General features: G+C 62.1%; 15 protein-coding genes. 12 read left to right on the forward strand and 3 right to left on the reverse strand.

Features of this window, described 5'->3' with window-relative positions; genetic code table 11:
• The first annotated feature begins 217 nt into the window (after positions 1 to 217).
• From CGL56_RS06160 to CGL56_RS06200, 11 genes are all read left to right on the forward strand, one after another.
• The gene (locus tag CGL56_RS06160; RefSeq protein WP_099105658.1) at positions 218 to 8,287 is read left to right on the forward strand and encodes a PKD domain-containing protein; all 8,070 of its coding nucleotides are present in this window, start codon (positions 218 to 220) and stop codon (positions 8,285 to 8,287) included.
• Positions 8,288 to 8,561: 274 nt separating this feature from the next.
• Positions 8,562 to 11,540 carry a PKD domain-containing protein gene (locus tag CGL56_RS06165; protein WP_099105659.1) on the forward strand — a complete coding sequence of 993 codons (2,979 nt, stop codon included), beginning with the start codon at positions 8,562 to 8,564 and terminating at the stop codon, positions 11,538 to 11,540.
• Between the two features lie 75 nt (positions 11,541 to 11,615).
• Positions 11,616 to 12,197 (forward strand): D-sedoheptulose-7-phosphate isomerase, encoded by a 582-nt coding sequence (locus CGL56_RS06170; protein ID WP_099105660.1) that lies wholly within the window; start codon positions 11,616 to 11,618, stop codon positions 12,195 to 12,197.
• On the forward strand, positions 12,194 to 12,772 hold the full coding sequence (locus tag CGL56_RS06175) for a Maf family nucleotide pyrophosphatase (protein WP_245184090.1): 579 nt from the start codon (positions 12,194 to 12,196) through the stop codon (positions 12,770 to 12,772). The genes CGL56_RS06170 and CGL56_RS06175 overlap by 4 nt, the downstream gene beginning before the upstream one ends.
• Positions 12,773 to 12,935: 163 nt before the next feature.
• The gene (locus CGL56_RS06180; protein ID WP_099105661.1) at positions 12,936 to 15,089 is read left to right on the forward strand and encodes a peptidylprolyl isomerase; all 2,154 of its coding nucleotides are present in this window, start codon (positions 12,936 to 12,938) and stop codon (positions 15,087 to 15,089) included.
• A gap of 55 nt (positions 15,090 to 15,144) precedes the next feature.
• Positions 15,145 to 15,321: a hypothetical protein gene (locus CGL56_RS18215; protein ID WP_167641581.1), complete on the forward strand. Its 177-nt coding sequence runs from the start codon at positions 15,145 to 15,147 to the stop codon at positions 15,319 to 15,321.
• Positions 15,312 to 15,854, forward strand: coding sequence for an LPS export ABC transporter periplasmic protein LptC (gene lptC, locus CGL56_RS06185; protein ID WP_099105662.1), 543 nt, complete (start codon positions 15,312 to 15,314; stop codon positions 15,852 to 15,854). The genes CGL56_RS18215 and lptC overlap by 10 nt, the downstream gene beginning before the upstream one ends.
• Before the next feature lie 35 nt (positions 15,855 to 15,889).
• Positions 15,890 to 16,651: a LytR/AlgR family response regulator transcription factor gene (locus tag CGL56_RS06190; protein WP_099105663.1), complete on the forward strand. Its 762-nt coding sequence runs from the start codon at positions 15,890 to 15,892 to the stop codon at positions 16,649 to 16,651.
• 115 nt (positions 16,652 to 16,766) lie between these two features.
• On the forward strand, positions 16,767 to 16,916 hold the full coding sequence (locus CGL56_RS18220) for a hypothetical protein (protein ID WP_167641616.1): 150 nt from the start codon (positions 16,767 to 16,769) through the stop codon (positions 16,914 to 16,916).
• A 31-nt stretch (positions 16,917 to 16,947) separates the two neighbouring features.
• A complete protein-coding gene (locus CGL56_RS06195; protein WP_099105664.1) occupies positions 16,948 to 18,894 on the forward strand; it encodes a histidine kinase in 1,947 nt (648 codons plus the stop codon).
• A gap of 53 nt (positions 18,895 to 18,947) precedes the next feature.
• Positions 18,948 to 19,799, forward strand: coding sequence for an ion transporter (locus CGL56_RS06200; RefSeq protein ID WP_099105665.1), 852 nt, complete (start codon positions 18,948 to 18,950; stop codon positions 19,797 to 19,799).
• On the opposite strand, the gene CGL56_RS06205 is transcribed toward CGL56_RS06200, so the two are convergent.
• From CGL56_RS06205 to CGL56_RS06215, 3 genes are read right to left on the reverse strand one after another with little or no spacing between them, the layout of a single operon-like run.
• Positions 19,793 to 20,470, reverse strand: a complete 678-nt coding sequence (locus CGL56_RS06205) for an SGNH/GDSL hydrolase family protein (protein WP_167641615.1) — start codon at positions 20,468 to 20,470, stop codon at positions 19,793 to 19,795. The two genes, CGL56_RS06200 and CGL56_RS06205, sit on opposite strands and share 7 nt — an antisense overlap.
• Positions 20,471 to 20,478: 8 nt before the next feature.
• Positions 20,479 to 21,969 carry a lipopolysaccharide biosynthesis protein gene (locus CGL56_RS06210; protein WP_099105667.1) on the reverse strand — a complete coding sequence of 497 codons (1,491 nt, stop codon included), beginning with the start codon at positions 21,967 to 21,969 and terminating at the stop codon, positions 20,479 to 20,481.
• Positions 21,970 to 22,005: 36 nt separating this feature from the next.
• Positions 22,006 to 22,530 carry a Pycsar system effector family protein gene (locus CGL56_RS06215; RefSeq protein ID WP_143470638.1) on the reverse strand — a complete coding sequence of 175 codons (525 nt, stop codon included), beginning with the start codon at positions 22,528 to 22,530 and terminating at the stop codon, positions 22,006 to 22,008.
• Between the two features lie 182 nt (positions 22,531 to 22,712).
• Between CGL56_RS06215 and CGL56_RS06220 the strand changes: the two genes are divergently transcribed.
• Positions 22,713 to 23,282, forward strand: a complete 570-nt coding sequence (locus CGL56_RS06220; protein WP_099105669.1) for a DUF3109 family protein — start codon at positions 22,713 to 22,715, stop codon at positions 23,280 to 23,282.
• Positions 23,283 to 23,285: the final 3 nt, after the last annotated feature.

Raw genomic sequence — 23,285 nt, forward strand, 5'->3', positions numbered from 1 at the left:
ATTATTATTTTTCGAGGCATTCATAAAAGTGCATTTTTTTCAAATTAATCCGGTAACTTATAGTAAGCCGACTCGATAAACAGTCGACAACCACCTTATCGTCTCCGGTGGGGCCCGATCTCCCGGTATTCTGGTTCCGCTCCGGCGCACGGCGCTTCATCCTTACCCTGTACCGGGAGGCGTGAGCCTTACTCTCCTTGACGCTAGAACAACACCGATGAAACTCTCCTGCACTACGGCCTTGGTGGGCATCCTCACCCTGATTACTTCATTGACTCTTGGCGGCACGCCCCCCTCATACCTGCATGGTCCGGCCCATAGCCTGACAGCCGCTACGGATACCATCCGGATCAACTTTGCCGACCAGTCCACTCCCGCTCCGGCGGGTTACCTGCCCGATTTCGGCCTTGGCTACGCCATCCAGACGGGCTATACCTACGGTTGGGTGGATCCCGGCAGTGGCACCCCCCTTTCACTGGTGGGCAACGGGCGCAACCGGGGGCCATTTCCGGACGTCGACCCCCTGCTGGAAACCCTGCTGCACATGCAATTCGGCGACACGGGCAGTGGAAACGGGGTACCCCAGGAGGGTGCATGGGAAATTGCCCTGCCCAATGGCGCCTACCGGGTGACGGTCACCGCCGGCGATTCCGATGTGGAGAATCGGGTAGGCACCACCCACGTCCTGAACGTGGAGAACCTGAACGTACTGTACCAGCCCACGACCTACGGGGCGGTGAATCAGTTTACCGGCAGCATCGTAGTCGAGGTAACCGACGGCCGGCTCACCATCGACCCCCTGGGGGGCTACAACACCAAAATCAATACGGTCGTAATAGCACCCGCCACTCCCGAGCCTGAGGCCTTCTGCTCCCACCCCAATCCGGCCGATGGGGCCACCGGGGTGCCTGTTCCCGGCTTTCAGATCACGGTGTCGATCAACGTTCCCGCTGGTTACGAACTGGACCAGACTACCCTGACGGGCAACGTCCGGCTGTTCGAACAATCGGACGCCGGGCTGGTGGAGGTCCCTTCCAACGCCAACGACACCGGCGGGGGAGACGCCATTACGCTGACCCCCAACTCTTCCCTCAAGGCAGCCACTACCTACGTATTCCTCCTGGAGGGGCTGGAGGCCAACCGCATCGGTGACCTGAACGACCGCATCGTCTTCCGGACCTTTTCCTCTCAGTTCACCACCGCGGCGGAAGCCGACACCACCCCTCCGGCCAACCTGGACGGAGTGGCCTTTACCCAGGTTTCGGGCGACTTGCTGGGGGCCGGCACCGCCGACCGTTTCACCACCCTGACCATTGGCCCCGACGGAAAGCTGTACGCCTCCACCCTCAGCAACGTAATCAAGCGGTGGACCATCCTGCCCGACGGCACCCTGACCAATCTGGAGGAACTTACCGTCAACCTGCAGCCCAGTCCCCATCCCGTCACCGGGGTGCTCTCGCCGGACCCGCGCCTGATCATCGGACTGGTATTTTCACCGACCGCCACGGCGGGCAATCTGGAGGCCTACGTCACCCACAGCGCCCTTACCCTCACCGACGGTCCTGAATGGGACGGCAAGCTCACCCGCCTGAGCGGGCCCCAGCTGGAAAACGCCCAGGACATCCTGGAACACCTGCCGCGCTCCAAAAAGGACCACCTGACGAACAGTCTGGTATTCGGCCCCAACGACGACCTCTTCTTCCTCCAGGGCAGCAACACGGCCGGGGGGGAGCCCGATATCCTCTGGGGTATGCGCCTGGAGCGCCTGCTCTCCGCCGCTGTGCTGCGGCTTAATCTGGCCAAATTGCCCGCCAGTCTGCCCCTGAGCGTATACACCACCAATGACATTTCCGTCATCAACCAGGCACCGGCGACCGGGCTTACCCTGGCCGACGGCACCTACAATCCTTACGCTCAGGACTCCCCCCTGACCCTCTACGCCACGGGCATCCGCAACGCTTACGACCTGGTCTTCCACAGTAATGGCTGGCTGTACATCCCCACCAACGGTACGGCGGGAAACAACAATAACTCCCCGAATGCGCCGGCCTCCAACATCTACGTCGCGCGCGACACCTCAGGCGTGGGCATCCGCCGGCCGAACGGCACCTACTTCACCGACCCCACCATTCCCGGCGTCGAAGGAGGAGAAACCCAAAAGGACTGGCTGTTCAAATCCCAGGGCGGCAGCTACCACGGCCACCCGAACCCCTACCGGGGACAGTTCGTCCTTAACCACGGCGGCATACCCTACTCCGGACTGCCGGGGCAGCTGATCGACAACTACCGCGACGTCAGCAAGTACCCGGCCGACCTGCCCCCCGACCCGAACTACCGGGAGGTGGCCTACGACTTCGGCATGAACAAGTCGCCCAACGGCGTCATCGAATACCAGTCGGCCGCCTTTGGCGGAAAGCTGCAGGGCATGCTGCTCGTGGCCCGCTTCAGCGGACAGGACGACATCATCGTACTCCAACCCGGCAACAACTCGGGCGATATTATCGAGGCCTTCCAGGACGTGCCCGGCTTGCAGAGCCTCGACGACCCCCTGGACATCATCGAACACACTCCCTCCGGTAACCTGTACGTTTCCCAGTACGACCGCGGGGGCGACGGCCACGAAATGCTCATCCTGATGCGCGTAGCCGACCCCAACGCGCCGGCCCCCCAGATCGCCGCTTCCGCTCCGGAGGCCATCCTGCAGGCCACTATCGGGGAAGCGGGCGCCGAAACGGACGACTTTCCCCTCACCATCAGTAATACGGGACAACAGGATCTCCACGTGACGTCCGTACTCCTCACCGGGGTTTTTGCTACCCAGTTCAGTTTCACCGGACCGGAGACCGTCACCCTCCCTCCAGGGCAGAGTCAGGCTTACACCGTGCATTACGCCCCCAACCCAGACAACAGTGCTCCGGGCCACCAACCCGCCGAGCTGGTCTTCAACAGCGATGGCAACCTCGGGGCACCTTTCCGCATTGGACTGCACGGCCTCAAGACGCTGGGTTACGGCGGGGCCAATGAACCGCCCCTCCAGGAAGTCGTGGACGTGGTCGGGGTGACCATCGACGTGGGCTGGACGGACCTCACAACGGATCCCCAGGCCCCATCCCTCGGAGATGAAGTTGCTGTTGAGTGGTTCGCGGCCGCGGGTGCCGGACCGGTTCTTGTTCGCCCCCTGGCACGCTACTCCTCCGCTGAGTCCCTGCCCTTCGGGTATTTCACCCATACGGGCGGGCAGGTTTCGGGGACTGAAGTCGGGGTTGCCGCGAGCAGCCTCGCGGAATCCCAAACCCTTTTCCCGGAACTGTCCGGTGGAGGAACGTCATTTACTCCGCCCGCCGATCCCTTCGGTTTTTACGTGTTCTCCGCGGCGGGAAACCAGCATACCTATAGTGAGCAGGCCCTGAACGGGGCTGGCACCCACCGGGTAAGGGTATACCCCGTGCTCGACCGCGATGGGAAGCCCGTTGCGGACCACTTCCTCATTTGCTTCGACATCGACGGAGACGGGGACTACCAGGACTATGTGCTGCAGGCCGAAAACGTCGTACCCTTTCAGCCGCCCTCGCCCGTGCTCGGGTTCTCTCCGGACAACCTGAACTTCGTGGTTTCCCACGGCGGTGCCGCACAGTCGCTGAAGAGCCTGATCGGTGCTAGCGGCGGTACGGCGGGGGATGCCGTCATCCTCACCGCCAGTGAACCCTGGGTAGTGCTCCCCCCCTCGGCCGCCGTCGGTGATTCAGCCACCATTGCCGTGGACCCACCCGGACTTGCCCAGGGCACCTACCAGGCCACCGTCACCGCCTCGGCTCAGGGCTATACCCCGGCGGAACTTACCCTGACCGCCACCGTTACTGAAAGCTTTGAATTTTCGGCTCGCATTAATTTCCAGGACAACACCTTCTCTCCTCCGGCGGGCTATACCGCGGATATAGGTCTGCCGTTTGGCGACCAGAACGGATTGCAGTACGGCTGGATCAATCCCGCGACCAAGGACCCCCAGGACAATACCGCCGCGGCCCGCGGTGCCGATCGCCAGGTTACGGAAACGAGTCCGGACGAAAACAAACTCCTCCACTCCTTCAATATGCTGGACTGGCGCAAACAGGACCCTCCGGTTCCCCGGGACTGGGAAATTGCCGTGCCCAACGGCATTTACCTGGTGGAACTCGCCGCGGGTGACCCAAGCAGCGTGGACAGCCGCCACACCATCCGCGCCGAGGGCGTCATACTGGTATCCGACTTCATCCCATCCTACTCCGACTACTACCGCACGGGCTCCGGTTACGTGGAAGTTACCGACGGGCGGCTCACCATCGACGACAATGGCGCACAGGGGGTAGGCAACTCCAAACTCATCTATGTCACCCTGGAAAAATTTGACCCCGGCACCCCCACCGGGGCGTTCGTCCGCATTGAGAACCTGACGAAGGCCCCCTTCAACAACCGCTCCCTGCCCGGCGATGACTTTTTCAGTTTTAATCGCCTGGACCAGCCATACAACGGCAACGGGCAGCTGATCTACGCCCACGATGAGAACGTGGCGCGTATCCACAACGACGGCACGGCCCCCCTGCTCATCACCGATCTGACCACAACCTCTCCGGAGGACTTTGCCATTTCCGGCATCAACATCCCCCCGGGGGGATTGAGCGTCGCGCCGGGGGACCATGTGGACGCCACCATCACCTTTGTCACCACCGGTCTGCCCGGTCAGCAGTTGATCACCGAGAAACTCGTCCTGGAATCCAATGCGGACAACCAACTGACCACCCACGTGACCTTGCGGGGGGCCTTTATGGTTCAGGCCGAGGGCGGCAACGAAATCACCACCGAACAGGCCTTCAACGTCATGGGCTTCATCACCGAAGTGGCCCGGGACGAAAACGGCAACGTGATTGACCGGCCGAGCTCGGATTATCCCTCGGACGAGGAAGTAAACAGCGGCCGGATGGGCGACCTGATCCTGTCGCGCTTCTACACCCAGGCGGATCCCAGCCAACCGGTGCGGGTGTACCAACTGGTGGCCCTCCACGGCCCGGGCTACGCCCCTACCGAACTCCGCGACGCCAACCGCCACCCAATTCCCGGATTCGTCTTCCGCCACGACGAGATGCACTACCAGTCGCTGATGCCCCACAACATCGACGGTTCCGGCATCATCGCCGGCCACGAAACCCCCACGATCGGTATTCCCTTCCAGATCATGATCGCCGGGTACAGCTCTGCCGGCGGCACGGTAGACGGTTCGATGAGCGACGAAATTCTGGGTATGCGGGCCTACAAGGCGGTTGACCGGGACGGCAATGTCGTGCCCAACGAATTCCTGTTGGTTCAGGATTACATCGTCAACGGTTGCGGCGCGGGCACGGCCAACTGCGACTTCCAGGACAACGTTTGTTACATCACCAACGTCCGCCCCGTGGACGTACCGTCGGCGGGCAACATCGCCGACTTTACCGTTGAGTCCCTGACGCCCACGGATTACCGCATCGATGGCTCCTTCCAGCGCGGCTACGCCGGCAACCGCCTCATCTACCGCGCCAACCTGAGCGACGGGGCCAGCCTGCCCCGCTGGATGACGCTGGAGGGACTGACGGGCACCTTTACCTTCACCGCTCCGGACGCCGTCGTGGGCCAGTCCTTCGACATCGTGGTGCGGGCCATCGACGACAACCAGCGGGTAGTCACCTCCGACTTCCGGCTGACGGTGGTCCAGGGAACCGGCGGCCCGCCGAATCAGCTTCCCCAGGCCGTGGCCTCAGCCTCCCCGCCGGCGGGAACCGAGCCGCTCACTGTCACCCTGGACGGCGGTGGTTCTTCCGACCCCGACGGCTTTATTGAAACCTACCAATGGGCATGGGACGGCGGTTCTGCCACGGGTGTCACTTCCCAGGTCACCTTCCCCGCCGGCTCCTACTCGATTACCCTGACGGTGACCGACGACCAGGGCGGCCAGGATACCGACGTGGTAAACGTACTGGCCAGTCCACCCTCGACCGGCGACCGCACCTCTTCCTTCTGGCTGGAAGCCGAATGCGCGTTGGTCGGGGGGCAGTGGACCACCCTGGCCCACGCCGAGGCCAGCAACAGCAGCTACGTGGTCCGACAGGGTAGTAACTCCCAGAATACACCCCCGCCCGACGTGTCGGAAAACCGCGTCCGCTTCAACCTTTTTGACGTAGAGGCGGGGTACTATAATCTCTTTGCCCGGATTGGGGCGCCCGACGGCCTGACCGATTCCTACTGGGTGCGCATCAACAGCGCCGAGTGGATCAAGTGGAACAGCGGCATGGCGCGCGGGGAGGGCTTCTCCTGGAACAAACTGCCCGGATCGCTGCCTTTCCTGGTGGATGGCTTCAATACCATTGACTTTGCATTCCGGGAAGCGGGAACGAAGCTGGACAAACTGCACCTGGACAAGGATCCGGCGCTGCCCGTTGGCATGGGAGAGAACGCCGACAACTGCGGCACCTCCTCCAACCAACCCCCGAACGCGGTGGCGGTGGCTACCCCCGACAGCGGTCCAGCCCCGCTGAACGTGCAGCTGGACGCTACGGGATCCACGGATCCCGACGGCACCATTGTGCAGTACGACTGGAACTGGAACGGCGGAAGCGCCTCCGGAAGCCTGGCCTCGGCTACCTTCAACGCCGGCGTCCACGACGTAACCCTTACAGTCACTGATGACGCGGGTACCCCGGCCTTTGCCGTAGTGACCATCACCGCGACCGGCCCTCCGGGAGGAGAAGTTACCGCCACCTGGCTGGAGGCCGAATGTGCCGCGGTAGGCAGCAATTGGGAAAGCCCCCCGGACGGCGGCGCTTCTAATGGCCTGTTCGTACGGCCTACTACGGGAAGCCCGAGTTCCACTCCACCGCCAGACCTCCCCGAAAACCGAATCCGCTTCGTCATTAACAACCTGGAAGCGGGCAGTTACCACCTGTTTGCCCGCATCAGCGCCCCGGATGGCAACAGCGACAGCTACTGGGTACGGGTGAACGGCGAAAGCTGGTTCAAATGGAACAGCGGCATCCTGCGGAGTGGTGGCTTCGCCTGGAACCGCTACCCGGGAGGGCTGCTCACCCTGGCTACCGGCACAAATACCCTCGACTTCGCGTACCGTGAAGCGGGAACCGCCCTGGATAAGATCCACCTCGACCAGGATTCCGCCCTGCCCACCGGGCTCGGCGATCCGGCGACCAACTGCACTCCCAACGACGATACGGACGGGGATGGCGTAGCCAACGCCGAGGATAACTGTCCCGACTACTACAATCCCGACCAGTCGCTACCCACCTTTTACGCCGACTTTGACGGCGACGGCTACGGGGACCCGAACGACTCGCTGGAAAGTTGCCCCACCCCGGCCAATTACGTGACCAATAACCTGGACAATTGCCCGGCGGTATACGCTACCGACCTGACCGACTCCGACGGTGACGGCCTCGGAGACGCCTGTGACCCGGACACCCCGCCGGCCGAATCCTTCGCCCTGGAAGCAGAGTGCGGAACCGCGGGAAGCGACTGGCAGATCCGGGCGTCCAGCTCAGCATCCGGAAATCAGTACCGGGTATTTACGGGTAGCAGGCATACCTCCATGCCCACGGACAGTGACCCGGCCCAGGAACTGACTTTCACCGTTTCTACCGCGACCGCTGCTAACTATCACCTGTTCCTGCGGGTGAATGCCCCGGACGGGGGAAGGAACTCCGTCTGGATCAAGGTGAATGACGGCAGCTGGATCAAAATGTGGAAGGAGATCGGAGGTGGCCAGTTGCTGACCTCCGGATTCGAGTGGCGCAAGGTGAACGACGACGGCGTGGACCTGTCTTTCCCCCTCACCGCGGGCAACCACCTCATCACGGTGGCCAACCGGGAACCGGGGACGGAAGTGGATAAACTCCTGCTCTCGGTTGACCCCACCCTACCCACGGGCTATGGCCTGGCCGCCACGAACTGTGCCGCCCCAGGTGCACTTGCCGCTCCTGGCAATCGCCCTGCAGCAGGTGGAATGGAGCGGACGGTCGAGTCGGAGCTGACGGTTCACCCGAACCCCACCCATGACGAGCTGAACATCCGGTGGCAAAGCCGTACCCGGGGAGTAGCCACCATGGTGGTAACCGATCTGGCGGGGCGCCGGGTACTGGAAGTGCCCCTGCACAAGGAAACCGAGGAACTTCACTACCGGCTCACGACGGAATACCTGCCGCCGGGAACCTACCGGCTGGTGATCCATACGGCCACCGAGCGACCAAGGACGATTCTTTTTGTCCGATTGTAAACCCGGCAAAATGTCATCCTTCTGTCATATAAGCGGAAGGTGATCCGACGTTCAGACCCGGAGTTACCCCCTTTGTATCTACTAACGCAGAATTGAAAGTTGGTACAGTCGTTGCGCATGGCCGGATATATAGTATTTATCCGTACAGCGTTTCTTGCCGCGCCATCCCCGGCAAGAAAATCGCGGTAACGGAGGGCAACCGTGCATGGTTCGGTAAAGCCTATTATCTTCGTCCTGCTTTTACTACCGGAATAACTAAAAAGGAATTTAGAGGATGGCTTTAGCTTGCACACTCCGGACCGGACAGGTTCGGGCTATACTCCTACGTGGGAGTTTCATCTTATTACTCACCCTGCTGGCCACGATTACTAGTCTCTCTGCCGCGACGGCCTTTGGGCTCGTAACCAGCGAAATACCTTCCCTTACCGTATCCACTGAAGTGGAGCACGCCTACATCGTCAATGGCGCGTTTGAAACCGACGAGCAATCCACCAGAATGACCTTCGCCGCTACCCAGACCAACGGTAGCAGCCTTCCTTCCTGGATCACCCTGAACCCCGAGACGGGCATCTTTACCGTCCGGGCTCCCACCTCCACCCGCGGACAAGTGATCCAGGTCCGTGTTACCGCCACGGATGCCGGCGGCGCCAAAAAATCGGTCGATTTCTCCGTTGTTGTTGACGACGAAAGTCTGGGTTGCACCCTGGACGCCAATACCGACCGTCTGGCGCGGGTGATCAACTGCGAGACCGGCAAGGCCCGCCTGCGGGGCTACAGCTCCACTGGTTCCTACCGGTGGACCGGGCCCAACGGATTCACTTCTACCTCCCAGGAACCCGACGTCACCGTTCCCGGGCTCTACGTACTCACTACCGGCGAAAGCGGTTGCGCCCGCAAAGTAGCCGTGGAGGTGAAAGCGGCCCCCGCGGGATGTAAGGAAGCTGAGAAAAACAAAATCCCCGTAGCGAAAATCGACGCCAATCAGTTCAGTGGCAAAGCGCCGCTGACGGTTAACTTCGACGGCCTGCTGTCCTACGACTCAGATGGCACCGTGGCAGACTACCAATGGAGTTGGGAAGGCGCCACCGCCGCCGGTCCGACCCCTACCGCTACCTTTGAAGCGGGAACCCACAAGGTGGTTCTCACCGTAACGGACAACACGGGTGCCAAATCCACCGACTACGTAACGGTAGAGGTAGCCAATTCCGACTACGTACGCTACCGCTCCTACTGGCTGGAAGCCGAGTGTGCTGAAATCGGTGGGAAATGGTCCACCGGAAAGAGCAGCAGCGCTTCCGAGGGAAGCTACGTGTTTGCCAAGGGAGAATCTACCTCCTCGGCTCCTTCGGACGTACCGGAGAACCGCATTCGTTTCACCCTGACCAACGCCGAGGCGGGCAACTTCTTCCTGTTCGCCCGGGTAGATGCCGCCAGCAACCTGAACGATTCGTACTGGGTGCGGGTAAACGGCAAATCCTGGATCGAGTGGAACTCCGGGATTGAGTCCGGCCGTGGATTCCAGTGGAACGAAATGTTCGGCCAACAACTGTACCTCAACGACGGCACCAACACCCTCGACTTTGCTTTCCGCGAAGCGGATGCCCGGCTCGATAAAATCCACCTGAACCAACAGAACCGTAAGCCCAGCGGTACGGGTGAAGCGGCCGACAATTGCTACGCTCCGGCTAACACGCCCCCCGTTGCTGTAGCCTCCGCGTCCACCTATTCGGGCGTTGCCCCGCTGGCGGTAATGCTGGATGCCGGAAAATCGACCGACAACGACGGCAAGATCGTCGAGTACAACTGGTCGTGGACCGGAGGATCAGCCAGTGGAGTTACTCCCGAGACTACCCTCTCCGCCGGCACCTACAAAGTGACCCTGACGGTGAAGGACGATGACGGGGCCACGGCTTCCAATGTCATCACCATCCAGGTGGCCGATGAGCCGGTATCCAACAACAATTCGATCTGGCTCGAAGCGGAATGCGCCGCGGTAGGCTCCACCTGGGCCACCAAAAAATCGACTTCCGCATCGGGCGAATCCTACGTGATTGCGAACGGTAAGAACTCCTACAACAGCGCACCCGCCGACGTACCCGAGAACCGTATCCGCTTCACCTTCGACAGCCCCGGAAAGGGACTCTATAAGGTATTTGCCCGCATCAGTGCCCCCACCAACGGAGACGACTCCTTCTGGGTCCGCATCAATGGTGGCTCCTGGATCAAGTGGTACCAGGGCATTGTCCAGGGCGGAGGTTTCAACTGGAACCGCCTGCCGGGCAACTCCCACCAACTGGAGGCCGGCACGAACACCATCGACTTCGCCTTCCGGGAGGACGGTGCGATGCTCGACAAACTGTACCTGACCGGATCCAACACCGTACCCTCGGGAATGGGCGGTACCGCAACGAACTGCCAGACGGCGGCGACCGAAACCGTGTACACCCACTGGCTGGAAGCCGAATGCGCCCAGGTAGGTAAGGGCTGGGAACAAAACCTCAGCTCCGGCGCCTCCAACGGCAAGTATATCGTCTTCACCGGCAACAATCAGACCAACGAACCCGCCGCTGATGACCTCAGCCAGCAGGTGAAGTTCACCGCCTACGCCCAGGGCAGCGGCACCTTCCACCTCTACCTCCGCCTGGATGCGCCCGACCTGGGCAGCAACTCGATCTGGGTTAAGGTTGACGAAGGAAAGTGGATGAAACTCTGGACCGAAATCGGCGGCAACAACCTGCTGACGAATGGCTTCGAATGGCGGCGCATGAACGACGACGGCAAGGCCGTTTCCTTCACCCTGAACGCCGGCAACCACACGGTGACCATCGCCAACCGGGAGGCCGGGCTCAAACTGGACAAAGTAGCCTTCTCCCTGTCCAGCGCCGTGCCCACCAATATGGGAGGCAGTGCCGCCAACTGCAGTGCTCAGTCCCAGGCCATGGCTTCCTCCAGCAAGTCCATGACCCAGTCCACCACCCAGCCGGAAGCCGCGGCTGAGGTAGCCGAGGGCGTGACCGTCTACCCCAACCCCGCCGTGGAAAACATCAATATTGCCCTGAGCAGCGACTACGAGGGAGACGTCCGCCTGACCATCATCGACGTGAACGGCCGCGAGGTAAGCACCTCTATCCATAATAAGGTGGGTGAGCTGCTGAGCGTCGACCTGAGCGTCCGGGACCTGCCGAGCGGCCTGTACCGGGTGCGCATCATTGAAGGTGAGAACCAGCGGGTGCAGTCCTTCGTGCGCCTCTAGTTTCCGCCAACGTATTAGTTTTGTGATCCGCAGGGCCAGGTGCATACACCTGGCCCTGCGTCGTTAATCCCCCGCATGACCCGACAACGCATCGAAGCGGCCATTGCCGTAAAGCAGGCCATACTGGCCGACCAGGACCTCCTGGACCGCCTGCAGGCGGCCACGGAAGCCTGTGTAGCCACCTTCCGGCGGGGCGGCAAGGTGCTCTTCTGCGGCAACGGTGGCTCCGCCGCCGACGCCCAGCACCTGGCCGCAGAACTCAGCGGTCGCTTTTACCTCGACCGGCCGCCGCTCTTCGCCGAGGCCATGCACGTCAATACCAGCTTCCTCACCGCCGTCGCCAACGACTACGGTTACGACCACGCCTTCTCCCGCCTCACCACCGCCATGGGCCGCCCGGGCGACGTGCTCTTCCTGCTCAGCACCAGCGGCAACAGCCGCAACGTGCTGGCGGCGGCCGTGGCCGGTAAAAAAGCCGGCTGCACCCTCATCGCCATGACGGGCCGCAGCGGCGGCGAACTCGGCGAACTGGTCGACATCCTGATCAACATCCCGAGCCGGGACACCCCCCGCATCCAGGAAGGCCACATGCTGCTGGGCCACATCCTGTGCGAGGACGTAGAACGCCACCTCTTCGGACCAAGCTCCCAAGCATGATGCTCCCCCCTGACCTGAAACTGATCCTGGCCAGCAAATCACCCCGCCGCAGCTACCTGCTGGAACAGGCCGGCATCCCCTTCACCATCCGCACCGCCGAGGTGGAGGAAATATACCCCCCGGAAACTCCCGTGCTGGAGGTGGCCCCTTACCTCGCCCGGCTGAAGGCCGAAGCCGCCGATCACCTGCTGGAATCCGACCGGGAGGTGCTGCTGACGGCCGACAGCGTCGTCATCCTGGACAATGAGATTTTCGGCAAACCCCGCGACCGCCAAGATGCCATTGCCACCATCGGCCGCCTATCCGGCCAGCGGCATACCGTGGTGACGGGCTGCTGCCTCCGGTCGCGCCACAAGCAGATCGTCTTCAGCGGCATCGCCCAGGTATACATGCACGACATCGCCCCCACGGAAATTGAAGCCTACGTGGACCGCTACCAGCCCTACGACAAGGCCGGGGCCTACGCCATCCAGGAATGGATCGGGCTGGCGAAAATCCGGCGTATTGAAGGCACCTACCCTACCATTATGGGACTGCCCGTGGACCTCGTCTACGAGCGGCTCCTCAACTTTTAGGGCTACCGGGCTGGAAAAAAACGGGGACGCCCACCCCGGGAATTACTGGTCATTTTCCTGGCACCCGCGACCGCGCCGCCGGATCGCGCTTATTTGACCGGACAAATTATAGTATCTTCGCGGCCCATCCGTAAAGGGTGGAGACAAACGTATAAGCTGACTTATGGCACTGATTGGTAAGATTCGAAACAACCCTCTCCTGGTACTCCTCTTCATCGGGGGTGGTATCCTTCTGTTCGTGTTATCCGACATCATGAACAGCGGCAGCAGCGGCCCCATCGGGCCGGCCGAAGCCATGATGGCCCGGGTGGGTGAAATCGAGATCGAGCGCAATGATTTTGAGCGTACCCTTTCGGTAGCCGGCAGCTCGGCCGACGCTTACCAAAGCCGGGAGAACCTGTGGCGCTACTACCTGACGGAAAGCCTGCTCCGCAACGAAACGGAACTGCTCGGCCTGGAGGTAACCCGCCCGGAACTCGAGGAGCTGACCTACGGCCCCCGTTACAGCCCCGTCATTCGCCAGTCCTACGGCGATCCGCAGACCGGACAGGTGAATGCCCAGCTGCTCAACAGCGTACGCACCCGCATCCAGGAAAACAGCATCACCGAGGCCATCGAAGCCGGTGAACTGCCCCCCAACTTCGTCGACATCTGGAAGTACCAGAACCGCCAGGTAAGCACCCAGCGGCTGCAGGAAAAACTGAGCGCCCTGGTCTCCAAGGCCATGTACGCCCCGAGCTGGATGGCCCAGAAATACGCCGATGAAATGTCGGCCAACCGCCGCGTAGCCGTGGTGCGCATCCCCTTCGATGAACTGGACAACGACGCGGTGGAAGTGACCGACGCCGACGTGCAGCGCTTCATCGAGGAGAACGAGAGCCAGTTCAACAACCTGGAAGAAACCCGGCAGCTGGCCTACGTTTCCTTCGACGTGAACGCCACCCCGGAAGACTCCGCCGCCGTGCGCAGCCTGCTCGAGGAGGCCGCCGAGGAATGGCGCAATACGCCCAGCCGCGACGACAGCCTCTTTGCCCTGACCGCCAATGGTTCCTACACCGGCACCTACCTGACCGAAGCCGAACTGGCTCCTTCCGTGGCCGACGTGGTCATGAATGAAATGGAGATCGGCGAGGTGTACGGCCCCTTCACCGAAGGATCCATCATGGCCCTGGTGAAGCTCATCGACCGTCGCCCCATGGCCGACAGCGTCACCATCCGCCGCATTGTCCGCAACGCCACCATCCCCACTCAGTTTACCGAGGCCAACCGGCTGATCGACAGCCTGCAGAACGTGCTTTCCGCTAACCCCGGACAGTTTGCCCAGCTCGCCGGCGAATTCAATCGCGACCCCCGCAGCCTGGCCACCAATGGCGTACTGGAAAATGTGACCCCCGGCGAACTCCAGCCCCCGGTCAACCGCCTGGCCTTCGTGACGGGTGAAACCGGCCGCTTCTACAAGGTGCGTACCCAGACCGGCGTTCAGCTGGTAGAGATCGTGCGCCGCAGCAGCACCACCACCCCCCGCGCCAAAGTGGCCTACGCTACCGAATCGATGATCCCGAGCAAGGACACTGAGGACAATGCCCGGGCCCGCGCCGAGCAATTCCTGGCCGGCAAGTCCAGCCTGGAAGAACTGAAGTCCGCCGCCCAGGCAGAAGGCTACACCGTAGGCACCACCGGCCCCCTGGGTATTGGCACCTTCAACATCCCCGCCATGGGTAACGGACAGGACGTCCGCGAGATGATCTGCTGGGCCTTTGGTGCCGACAAGGGCGACGTGAGCGGATTCGTCTACACCTTCACCGATCCCAACTTCTTCTACGAGAACAAGTACGTGGTCGTTGGACTGGAGAACATCCTGGCCGAGGGCGTTCCGCCGGTGGCTGCCCTCCGCGAGACCGTCACCCCCGCCGTCCGCAACCAGCTCAAAGGTGAAAAGCTTGCTTCCGAGCTCTCCGGTCAGGACCTGGCCGCCGCGGCCAGCCGCTACTCGGTTCCCGTTGACACCCTCAACGCCGTAAACTTCACCCAGTCCTCCCTGGCCCAGGGCATCGGTGCCGAGCCCAAGGTGATCGCCGCGGCCGCTACGGTGGCCACCGGAACCGTAAGCCAGCCCATCGTCGGCCGCAACGGCGTGTACCTGGTCATGCCCCTCTCCGACGCCCCTACCGGCGCGAGTGGAAACCTGCCCGGCGCCCGCCAGGTCATCAATGCCAACAGCCGGAACCGCGTGCCCCAGCAGCTGCTGACGGCTCTGCGCAACGAAATTGAGGTGGAGGACCAGCGGGTCAACACCGAGTGCAGCGGACTGCGTTAAATCACCCCAGCCGCCGGGATTATTTCTAGTTTTGGCGGGAAAAATTTGAGAAGAGATGTCTGAAATCAAGCATGCCGGTACCAAGGGTTACATCCTCCTCGGTGGCTTCATTGCCTTTCTGTTGTTCGTGATCCTGGTGGTTTACCTCTACAAGGCCAACCAGGCGTTCGTGCCCGAACAGCCCGACCTCTACGGTCAGCTGCAGGCCGCGTTCTCCTCCCGGTGGGGCTGATCCGCGGGCTCACCCTCTGTTTGCTGTTGACGGGCTGCGTCAACGACCCTGCTGAAGTTGCCCGGCTGGAAGAAACCCTTAACGACCAGGTGGAACTGGCCGAAGGCGTCCGCATCCTGTATAGCGATTCGGCCCGCGTGCGCCTCGTACTCGAGGCACCCCGGATGCTCAACCACCTGACGCCGGCCGACCCCCGGCAGGAGTTCCCCGATGGGGTAACCGCTTACTTCCTGGACGAGAACCAGGACACCAGCAGCACCCTGGTGGCACAGTACGGAGTGTACCGCCGCCGCAACAACCTCATCACCGTCAGCGACAGCGTGGTCTGGCAATCGGCCACCCAGCAGCGACTGGAGACCGAGGAATTGAACTGGGACGAGCAGCGCGAACTGATCTACACGAACAAGTTCGTCGTCCTGACCCAGCCCGACTACATCATCACCGGATACGGCCTGGAAAGCGACCCCAACTTTACCAATGCGCGGGTGCTGCAGGTCGACGGGCGCATCCCCGTCAACCGGCCGGCCAACTGATATTTCCGTAGCTTTGGAGGTATCATTCCGTCCGCATGCTACTGAACGCCGTAATCATTGAAGACGAACGCAAAGGCCTCGTCAACCTCAAACAAATGCTCAACCTCCACTGCCCCGACGTGGAGGTAATCGGCGACGCCGACGGGGTGGCTTCCGGCTGCGCCCTTTTCGCCCGCCCCGACATCCGGCCCGACGTGGCCTTTCTCGACATCAACCTGGGCGACGGCAAGGTCTTCCAGATGATTGAGCGGATCCAGCCCATCGATTTCGATATCATCTTCGTGACGGCCTACGACCACTTCGCGATGAAGGCCTGTGAGTACTCCAGCATCGGGTACATCCTCAAGCCCATCGACCCCGACCGGCTGGTGGAGGCCGTATCCCGCGTCCGCCCCCGTCAGCTGGCCCGCACCGACGAGCGGCTCGAAGTGCTGCGGCAGTACCAAAACCAGCCCAACTCCTTCGAAAAGATGAGCATCGGCGGGGTCGACGGCATCCACTTCGTCAAGATCCGCGACATCATCCGCCTGGAGGCCGAGGACAACTACACCCACCTCTACCTGGTGAACGGGCAGCGGATCACCGCCTCCAAGACCATCAAGCTGTACGAGGACATGCTGGCCCCCTTCAACTTCTACCGGGTGCACAAGCGGCACGTGATCAACATGAACTACATGAAGAAATTCGTGAAGGGGGAAGGCGGTTACCTGGTCATGGACGACGATATGCGCATCGAGGTAAGCCGGCGGCGGCGATCCGCCTTCATGACGCAGCTACGAATGCTACAAGAATTATAGTTAACTTACACATATTGCATACATTTGGAGCGTTCACTCCTCAGGGCAACCTGAGTGGACCGTTCCTTACGGATCGCCCATTGTCCATTAACCAAGTACAAAGACACCCTTCCCCATGGCGCAAAACGGGAAAAAAACAATTGAGGAACTTCGCAACGACCAGCAGGTAAAGGCGCTGGACCGTAACGCGATGGACCAGGTAACCGGCGGCAAGCGCCGCGGTCACTGGTTTCGCCGGGTCTGCGGCGGCATCATGCCCCAGTAACCCACTTCCTCCGACCGCAGTCTACCCTTCCATGATTCATCCGCAGGGCGAGGTCCCTTCGCGGGACGAGGACTTTGAGCAAATCGAAGTCGTACGGGAGCTGCTGGACGACTACGTCTATACCAAACCAAGGCTGGCCCGCGAACTGCTCGACCGGCAGCGCGACCTGCTGGAAACCTACGAGGCCCAGCTGCCGGGCCTGGAGCACCGGACGGGCCACGATTATCACCTGGCCTACCACCTCCACCTGGCCAACCTGGAAAGCCAGGAGTACCGCCACGCCGCCGCAGCGGCCCCCTTCCGGGCCGCCCTGGAGATCGCCGAACAGCGGGGCGACATCGCCGACCGGCTCGAGGTCTACCTGGCCTACACCGGCCACCTCAGCAACCTGGGAGAGATCGAAGCCGCGGGGGACTACCTCGACCGCTGCCAGCGACTGCTGGAATCCTACCCCAGCGACCGGCTGAGCGCCCACGCCGCCTGCCGCCACGGCTACCTTTACCTCCTCTTCTTCAGCTATCCGAAGGCCACGATGAAGTTTCTGGAGGCGGAAACCCTCCTCGAGGGGGGCACCTTCGAGCTTTCTCCCCAGGACCACTACTTCTACTCCCTCACCCAGTCGGGTATGGGAACCATCTACCAGAACAGCGGAGAGAGTGAACTCGCCGTGGCCGCCTTCGTAAAGGCGATCCACCGCTGCGAAACCATCGGACTTCGGGCCCGCCTCCCCTGGCACCAGCTGAACCTCGGCAAGGAACTCATCAGCGGTGGAGAGTACCAGGAAGCCCTCTCCTACTTCGAGGCCGTGGTGGAGAGTGCCGCCAACGGTTCCTCACGGGCCCTGGCCGCCGCCTACGCCAATATGGGTTTCTGCTACCACCACCTGGAACAGCCCGAGCGCGCCAGCGGCTACCTCGACCGCGCCGAAGAAATCTACCGCAGTGAAGCGGACCCCGACCTGGTGGAACTGGCCAGCATCGGCTTTATGCGCGCCACCCTCCTCATGGACGCCTCCCGCTGGGAGGAGGCCATCGCCCAGTTGCAGCAGTCGCTGCCCGTGGCCCAGGTGGACGAACATACCAGCGACCCCCGCCTGCTGAGCATGGTAGCCGACGCCTACCTCTACCTGTCGATGGCCCACGCCACCACCGGCGATTACCGCTCCGCCTACGAGCACCACTGCACCTACGACCACTACAACCTCCGCTTCCACAAGCAGATCGACATCCTGCGGCAACAGCAGTTTGCCGCCCAGTTCCGGGCCGAGGAGCGCGAACAGGAAAACCGCCAGCTGAAACTGAGGGCCAGCCAGCTCAAGCTGAAGGCCCTGCGCGCCCAGATGAACCCCCACTTCCTGTACAATGCCCTGAACAGCATCCAGTCGTTCATCTCGACCAACAACGCCGCGACCGCCAGCAAACACCTGGCCAAGTTCGCCATGCTGATGCGGCAGAGCCTGGAATACGCCAACCGGGAATACATCACCCTGGAGGAGGAGCGGCAGTTCCTGACCGACTACCTGGAAATCAACCGCCACCTGCGCTACGAAGGCAAGCTCACCTACCGCGTAAGCCTCCACCCCGACCTCGAGGAGGACATCATCGGCGTACCCACCATGATCCTTCAGCCCTACGTCGAGAACGCCATCGAGCACGGACTCCGCGGGCAACCGGAAGGCCACATCGACGTGGAATTCTTCCCCGACGATGACGACCACCTCCTGGCTATCGTGACCGACAACGGCATCGGCCGGGTACGTGTCCGAGAGATCCAGGCCCGCGACGCCACCCGCCTCCACCACAAATCGCGCGGTACCCAGATCACCGAGTCGCGGTTGCAGTTGCTTTCCGACGAAGACCGTGAGTGGGTCAAAATTATCGACCTCTACGGCCCCGACCAGGAAGCACTCGGTACCCAGGTGAAAGTGAGGATTCCCGTCTCGGAGATGCTGCCCCGCCGCGGCGGCCCGAACGCCTAGTCCGGCATCTGCGCCGGTAGGCGTACCTTACCTCCCACAATTGTTCCCGGAACATGCCCTCCAGAAGTCTGCGTCACCGTATCCACGAAATTATTTTCGAGGCCGATACTCCGGCCGGCAAGTACTTCGACGTAATCCTGCTGGGACTGATCTGCCTCTCCATCCTGGTGGTCATGCTGGAGAGTTCGGCGGATTTCAACCAGACTTACGGCACCCTTTTTTTCTACATCGAGTGGTTCCTGACGATCGTATTCACCATTGAGTACATCCTGCGGCTGTGGGTCACCATCAATCCGGTGAGGTACGCCCTGAGCTTCTACGGCATCGTAGACATCCTGGCCATTCTCCCCTCCTACCTCGCCCTGTTCCTGGCCAATGCCCAGTACTTCCTCATCATCCGCATCCTGCGGCTCATGCGGGTCTTCCGGATCTTCAAGCTGGGACAGTACCTGACCGAGGGCGACCAGCTCATGCGGGCGGTGCTGGCCAGCCGGAACAAGATCTCCGTCTTTCTCTTCGTGGTGACCATCCTGGTCATCATCATCGGCTCCTTCATGTACCTGATCGAGGGCGGCAGTAATCCCGGATTCTCCTCAATTCCCCGGGCGGTATACTGGGCCATCGTCACCATCACCACGGTGGGCTACGGCGACATCACCCCCCAAACCCGGGTCGGACAGTTTGTATCGGCGGTGGTGATGATCCTGGGCTACGCCATCATCGCCGTTCCCACGGGGATCGTCACCAACGAGATCATCCGCACCACCAAAAAGGTGAGCACCCAGGTGTGTCGCTACTGCGCCCGCGAGGGCCACGCCGACGATGCCATCTACTGCAAGTATTGCGGCGGACGCCTGAACCCCGCCGGGGGCGGCCGGCTGCCCAGGGAAATCAAGGGTCAGTAGCAGGCCCGCACCACTTGCCGCGCGAGCATTTCGTAGCCCCGCTCACTGAAGTGGATGCCGTCGTCGCTGAACTCCAGCACCGCGTCCCCCGGGCGTGCCTGCCAGTCTACCAGACACAATCCCCGTTCGGCGGCAATGCGGCGCACCTCTGCACTGAGGGCGGCTGTACAAGCCCGGGCACCCTGGAAGGAAGCGTTGACCACCGCGTCCTCCCCGACGGGGGGCGGGGTCAGCAGCACGATGCGCGGCAGGTCCTGCCCCCGGTCGGCGAAGAAGGTGCCGATTCGGTCGAGCAGGGTGATCAGATTGGCGGCAATCTGCCCGTGCTCGTCCGCGAACTGCTCCTTACAGTCGTTGGTGCCCAGGCCGATGAGGATTTCGTCGATGCCGCCCATTTCGGCGTACCCCCGCCGCAGGTAGGGGGTGAGGTTTTCCAGGGTATTGCGTTCCCGGTTCCCGGCGTCGGTAAAGCCGATGGTATTACCAGACAGGGCGGTATTCACCAGGGGACCTCCGCCCCGCTGCTGCTGGAACTGGTAGACCCAGCCCCGGCCCGCGGCTCCGTTGCTGTCGCCAATCACCAGTACGTTCCGCTTTTTGAGGGGCTGCTGGCAACTGCCCAGCAGGAGCAGGACCACAAGCCCAGACAGGAAAGCCGGTATCTTCATCATTTGCTGCTTTAAACGGCACCCGCGGCCGCGCCCCGAAAGGTACGCAGCAGCCACGGACGCTCGATCCATCCGAAAGCCAAGATAGTAAACAGCAGCAGGCACAGCCGCCACAACAGGTGGTCGGAAAGCATCCCCGCCGTGCAGGCCGCCGCGGCGATAACGGCGTACAGCAGCAGCCGGGCAAAGGGGTAGCGCACCGGAAAATAACGGCGGGAAACCAGGTAGGCCAGCCCGCACATCACCGCGAAGCACAGTAGCATACCCACCGCGGGGGCCCAGATGCCGTAGCGGGCGGTGAACAGCAGGGGGCCACCCACCGCAAAGATGGAGCCCACCAGGGCGATGCCCCCGCCGAGGAAGGTCTGGTCGGTAAGCTTGTAGGCGATGCTGAGGTTGCTGTACACCCCGAAGAGCAGGTTGGCCGCCAGCAGCAGGGGCAGCACCACCAGTCCAGGCCGCACGTCGGCACCGATGAAGTGCTGCAGCCACGGCAGGCCCAGCAGGATTCCGGTACTGGCCAGGGTGCCCACCAGCCCGTAGGCCCGCATCGCATCGGCGTAGATGGTCCGGTCAGCGGTGGCCAGGTCCTTGCCCGACTGCCGGAAGAAGAAGGGCTCGGCCGCGTACTGATAGGCGGTCACGAAGAGGTTGAGAAAGACGGCCATGCGCAGGGCCGCGGTGAAGTAACCGGCCGCCGCCTCATCATAGCCGATGAGGACGGTGGGGCCCACCAGGGCATTGGCAATCCCCGCTACCGATACGACCGTCAGGGGCAGGCTGTAGGAAAAAAGCTGCCGCAGGGGCGGGGCCGCGGGTGCCGGGGTCCCCGTGGGCAGGCGGTCCAGGGGCGCGGCGGCGGGCTTCTCGCTGGTCCGGAGGAACCCGTCGGCCACCAGCACGCAGTAGCGGAAGCCTGCCGCGACGGTCATGGCCAGCAAATAGTACCCCACCCGGAAGGCCGGATCGAACCACTCCGCCACGTAAACCGGCAGGTAGAAGAGCAGGCCGTAGATGAGCAGTACGTTCAGCACGACGTTGCCCAGGTTTACGGCTACGAAGAACCAGGCCCGTTGCTGCAGCCGCAGGCGGGCCAGGGGCACGGCGCTGAGGGCGTCAAATGCTACCATGAGCAACACCAGGCGGACGTAGGTGGTGGCGGAGGGCGCGTCCAGCCATGCCGCGATGCCCTCGGAGAAGAACAGCAGGGGGCCGATGACCACTCCTACTCCCAGCCACACCAGCCGCTGACACTGGCGGAACACCGCCTCGGGATCATGATCTCCACGGCTGGCAAAGCGAAACACGGCGGTATCCATCCGAAACACCACCAGGGCGATCAGGAAGGCGGTCCAGAACATCAGGTTACCTATCTCGCCGAACTCCCCTTCCGTCAGCACCCGGGTGATGAAAGGGGTAACCAGCACGAAATTCAGCAGTCGGCCCAGGATGCTGCTGAGGCCGTAGACCAGGGTTTCACCGGAGAGTTTCTTCAGAGACACGCCGCAAGGTACGGGCTTCGGGCGGCTCCCCTGGGCCTAGTTCACCAGCAGGAAAATGACCATCTCGCTCAGCAGAATCAGGAAGCTGGCAATGAAGAAGCGGATGGAGGAACTGACGTTCTTGAACTTCAGCGACGCAATCCGCGCATTGATGTAAATCTGGGCGGCGAGGTCGTCGTCCAGCCCCCGTGGAGAGTCCAGCACCTCGTGGCTGAACTTGCGGAAGGTCTGCATGTCCGGACTGTGCTGCACGATCGACCCGAAGAAGATGATGGACCGGTAGTGCTGCTGCACCAGTCGCGGACTGATACTTCGAAAGCCGAAGTAAATCGCTACCAGGGAGGAGAGTCCCGAAGAGGTCGTCAGCCCGATCAGCATCCAGGAAGTGCTGATCACCTCCAGGATGTCGAGGATGCGGGTGAAGGCCACGGTGATGAGGACGCCGTAGATGGTGAGAATGCCCGTCGCCTTGGCGTCGGAGTAGCGGATCCACTCGAGGTTGGCCTCCAGGATGCGCCAGTAATTTTCCGTTTTTTCGTCCATAGCGTAACCTTCTTCCACGGCCCACGGTAGCCGGGGCAATCGCTGATTCGCCCCGGGCGTTCAACTCCCGCCGCGACCGGGGGTTCTCTGTTGCAGCGGGCGCCGGTCGGGGGTGCCGTCTTTGTTTGTCTGTCGTAAGATAATTAGATGGCCGACATTCCCCCGACGTCGAATCCGGCCGCCCCCAAAAATCTTTTCGCATGTACATCATCGGTTCCATCCTCGTCAGCGACGACATCACCGACGAACACTTCGCCTGTAACCTCAGCGCCTGCAAGGGCGCCTGCTGCTGGGAAGGCGACTATGGCGCCCCCCTGGAAGCGGACGAACTCGAGATCCTGGACGAGATCTACCCCGCCGTGAGCCCCTACCTCACCGAGGCCGGGCGGGCCGCCATTGCCGAGCAGGGACGCTACGTGCGCAACGGCAACAGTCACGACACCACCCTCGTCGACGGCGGCGCCTGCGCCTACATGACCCTCGACGCCACCGGTACCGCCCAGTGCGGCATCGAACAGGCCTACAACGACGGCCGCATCGACTGGAAGAAGCCCATCAGCTGCCACCTCTACCCCATCCGCGTCAAGAAGAATCCCCAAACGGGCTTCGAGGCCCTCAACTACGACGTCTGGGACATCTGTTCCGCCGCCTGCAGCCGGGGGAAGCGGGAAAAGATTCGCATCTACGAATTCGCCAAACCCGCCCTCATCCGCAAGTACGGATCGGAGTGGTACGAAGAACTGGTGGCCGCCGCCGAGCGGGAGCAGTAAGCC

The organism is Neolewinella marina, assembly GCF_002631205.1.
Classification (GTDB): Bacteria; Bacteroidota; Bacteroidia; order Chitinophagales; family Saprospiraceae; genus Neolewinella; species Neolewinella marina.